Here is a 3,935-nt window from a genome sequence, read left to right as displayed (position 1 = left end):
GACCCGCGCTTCGATGCCGACCAGGTCTGTGTCATCCCCGGCACCGTCTCGGTCGCCGGCATCGAGCGCGTCGACGAGCCGGTCGCCGATCTGCTGCAGCGGTTCGAGGACGCGACTCTCGACTCGCTGCTCGCCGCTGGACGCGCTCCGCTGCGCGTGTCCGGGCGCCGTCGTGCCGAGGGTGCCGGCGACGCGCTGGCTCTCGTGCTCGCCGCTCACGACGTGGTCTGGGCCGGTCGAACGGTGCAGAGTCCGGTCCGTCGTCTCGGTGAGGATTGGGTGATCGTTGACGACACTCTCGCTGAGCACCCCGCCACCGGCGCCGTGCTCCGGGGCGTCGCAGCCGACGCGGTCGAGCTGACCGTGCAGCTCGCGACGCCACTGGTACTGCGCATCGACCTGCCGGCCGACGTCGCCAGTGGGTCGGCTCCGATCGTGTCGACCGACTCGGCCATCTCCGCGATGACTGCGCTCGTCCAGTCGGCCGCCGGAGGAGAGCTCCCCGAGGGCTCGGCCCAGGTGCCGTGGACGCCCGATCTGATCACTGACCACATCGGCGTCACCGGTGACCAAGACCTCCTGCACCCGCTGCCGGACGTCCTGGTCGGTCTGGTCTGGCCGACGGTGTTCGCGACTCTCGCCTCAGCAGACCTCGATGGTCACCCCGTGGTCGAGGGCATGCTCGACCTGGTCCACCTCGACCACCAGATCCGGCTCACGTCGGATCTGCCGGTCGAGCCGACGACCCTCGACATCGTCGCCACGCTCGACGGCGTCGTCGACACCGAGGTCGGTCGCGTCGTCACGGTCGACGTCACGATCGCCGGACCGGATGGCCAGCTGGCCATCTTGCGCGAACGCCTCGCGATCCGCGGCCGCACCGGTGCCGCCACGCTTGGCGACCCCGCCCGCGCAGGAGGCACTGTCGACGACGTGCGCGACACCCCCCGCCGCAACCGCCTCACGGTGACGCTCGACGCGCCCGTCGACATGCGGGGCTTCGCCAGCGTCACCGGCGACCACAACCCGATTCACACCAACATCGCCGCTGCACGTCTTGCCGGCCTCGCGACCTCGGAGCACGAGGGACCGATCGTGCACGGCATGTGGCTGTCAGCAGCCGCCCAGCAGGCGCTGGTCGCAGAGTCCGGCCGCGCAATCGTCGGCTGGACCACCCGGTTCCTCGCCCCCGTGCGCCCCGGAGCCACGGTCGACATCCGGGCCGACCGCATCGGTCTGGAGGCCGGCGACGAGATCGTCGACGTCACGTGTCGCGCCGACGGTGAGGTCGTGGCCGCGGCCACGGCACGTCTCCGCGCCCCGCGCACGGCCTACGCCTTCCCGGGCCAGGGCATCCAGCACGCCGGCATGGGCATGGCGGGCTACCAACGCTCGAAGGCCGCCCGCGAGATCTGGGACCGGGCTGACGCCCACACCCGGACCGCCCTGGGCTTTTCGATCCTGACCGTCGTCCGCGACAACCCGACCGAGCTGACCGTCAAGGGCGCCAAGAGCAAGCATCCCGATGGCGTGCTGTTCCTGACCCAGTTCACCCAGGTCGCCATGGCCGTGCTCGGCGCAGCCCAGATGGCAGAGCTGCGTGAATCCGGCGCATTCGTCGAAGGATCGATCCTGGCCGGCCACTCGGTCGGCGAGTACAACGCACTGGCGGCCGTGTCGGGCGTCATCCCGCTCGAGGCTGTCGTCGAGGTCGTGTTTCAGCGCGGCTCGGTCATGCACACGCTCGTCGAGCGTGATGCCCATGGCCGCAGTGACTACCGCCTCGCGGCCATCCGTCCGGCTCAGATCGGTCTGGACGATGACACCGTCACGGCTTTCGTCGACGGCATCGCCCAGAGCTCGGGCGAGTTCCTCCAGATCGTCAACTACAACCTGCGGGACTCCCAGTACGCGATCGCCGGTTCCACCGCGGGCCTTGCGGCTCTGGAGACCGAGGTCGAGCGCCTGCGGGCCGAGCTCGGTGGCAAGGGCGCGTTCATCTACGTGCCCGGCATCGACGTGCCGTTCCACTCCCGTGTCCTGCACGGGGGAGTGGCGGACTTCCGCGCCCGTCTGGAGGAGCTGCTGCCGGCGTCGATCGATCCGACCATCCTGCACGGCCGCTACGTGCCGAACCTCGTGCCGCGGCCGTTCTCCCTGGACCGCGCGTTCATCCAGGAGATCGCCGACCTGGTGGATCCTGATGTCGCCCCGGACGTCACGCCTCTTCGCGGAGTGCTCGACGCCTGGGTCACCTGGGCCGCCGATCCCGGCACGTTGTGCCGGACCGTGCTCATCGAGCTGTTGGCCTGGCAGTTCGCCAGCCCGGTGCGCTGGATCGAGACCCAGGACCTGCTCTTCGGCTCGATCGAGTCCGGCGGACTGGGTGTCGAGCGGTTCGTCGAGATCGGCGTGGGGCAGGCGCCCACGGTGGCCAATCTCGCCAGCTCGACCCTGAAGCTCTCCGCTCGCCAAGGGCGCCCCGTGCAGGTCCTCAACATCGAGCGCGACGCGGCGGCCGTGTTCTCCAGTGACGAGGACGTCCCGGAGATCGACGATGCCGCGGACGAGCCGGTCGAGGAGACCGCGATTGCACCGGTGGCCGCTGCAGCCCCCGCTGCCGCGACCTCCAGCGGCCCGCGCCCGGTCGACATCGCCTTCGGCGCTGCTGAGGCCACTCGCACGCTGATCGCGTGGTGGACCAAGCTGCGCCTGGACCAGATCGGCGCCGCTGACTCGATCGAGTCGCTGTGCGACGGTGCCTCATCGCGCCGCAACCAGCTGCTGGTCGACCTCGGCGGTGAGCTCGGGCTCGGCGCCATCGATGGTGCCGCCGAGGCCGACATCCCGACCCTGTCGACCCAGGTCACTGGTTTGGCCCGCGGGTACAAGCCATTCGGCCCCGTGCTGACGGAGGCGATCGGTGACCACCTCAAGAAGATTCTCGGCCCGAGCGGCCGCCGCCAGGGCGCGATCGTCGATCGCGTCACCAGCACGTGGGAGCTGGGCACCGGCTGGGCGCTGCACGTCGTGGCTGAGCTGGCCATGTCGACCCGTGAGGGCAACAGCGTCCGGGGTGGCGCCTTCGGCGACGTCACGGTCGCTTCGGCCGCCGACGTCGACGCGGCCGTTGACCCCGCTGTGCAGGCTGTGGCAGCCCGCCACGGCGTCAGCGTCGCGCTGCCCGCCACCGGCGGTGGCGAAGGAGCCACGGTCGATGCCGCTGCGCTGAGCGAGTTCACCGATGCGATCACCGGTCCCGACGGCGTGCTTGCTGCCTCCGCTCGCCTGGTGCTAGACCGGCTCGGTCTGGTCGACCGCGTCGAGGTCGTCGAGTCCGATGGGTCCGATGCCGAGATCCTGGCCAGGGTTGAGTCCGAGCTCGGTCCGGACTGGGCCAAGCAGACCGCTCCGGCCTTCGACGCACGCCGTGCAGTGGTGCTCGACGACCGGTGGGCTAGCGCTCGCGAGGACGTCGCCCGCATTGCGGCTGGTCACGAGGTCACTGGGACGTTCGTCGGCGCTGGAAAGGTCGTCGCGTCCCACGCCCAGTGGTACGCCGACCACACCGATGACAAGGCGCTTGCGCTGAGGCTGTCGACGATCGTCGGCGAGGCGCTCCGTGAGCCCACCGCTGCGCACGCCACCGATGTGGCCGTCGTGACGGGCGCCAGCCAGGGGTCCATCGCCTCCGCGGTGGCGGGCCGGTTGCTGGCTGCGGGTGCGACCGTCGTCGCCACCACGTCGTCGCTGGATTCCCAGCGGCTCGCGTTCTACAAGCGTCTGTACCGCGAGAACGCCGCCACCGGCGCCTCGCTGTGGATCGTGCCGGCCAACATGGCCAGCTTCGCCGACGTCGACGATCTCGCGTCGTGGCTCGGCTCCGAGCAGACCGAGACCAAGGCCGGCACCACGTCGGTCACCAAGGCGGCATT

General features: G+C 70.5%; 1 protein-coding gene. It reads left to right on the top strand.

The features are described 5' to 3' along the window. A partial coding sequence (locus WB508_RS00405) for an acyltransferase domain-containing protein (protein WP_423842890.1) occupies positions 1–3,935 on the top strand: 3,935 nt, incomplete at both ends.

Source organism: Aeromicrobium sp. (genome assembly GCF_049586495.1).
In the GTDB taxonomy this organism is placed as follows: domain Bacteria; phylum Actinomycetota; class Actinomycetes; order Propionibacteriales; family Nocardioidaceae; genus Aeromicrobium.
The sequence above is the reverse complement of the archived record's forward strand: the minus strand, read 5'-3'. Positions and strand labels throughout refer to the sequence as shown.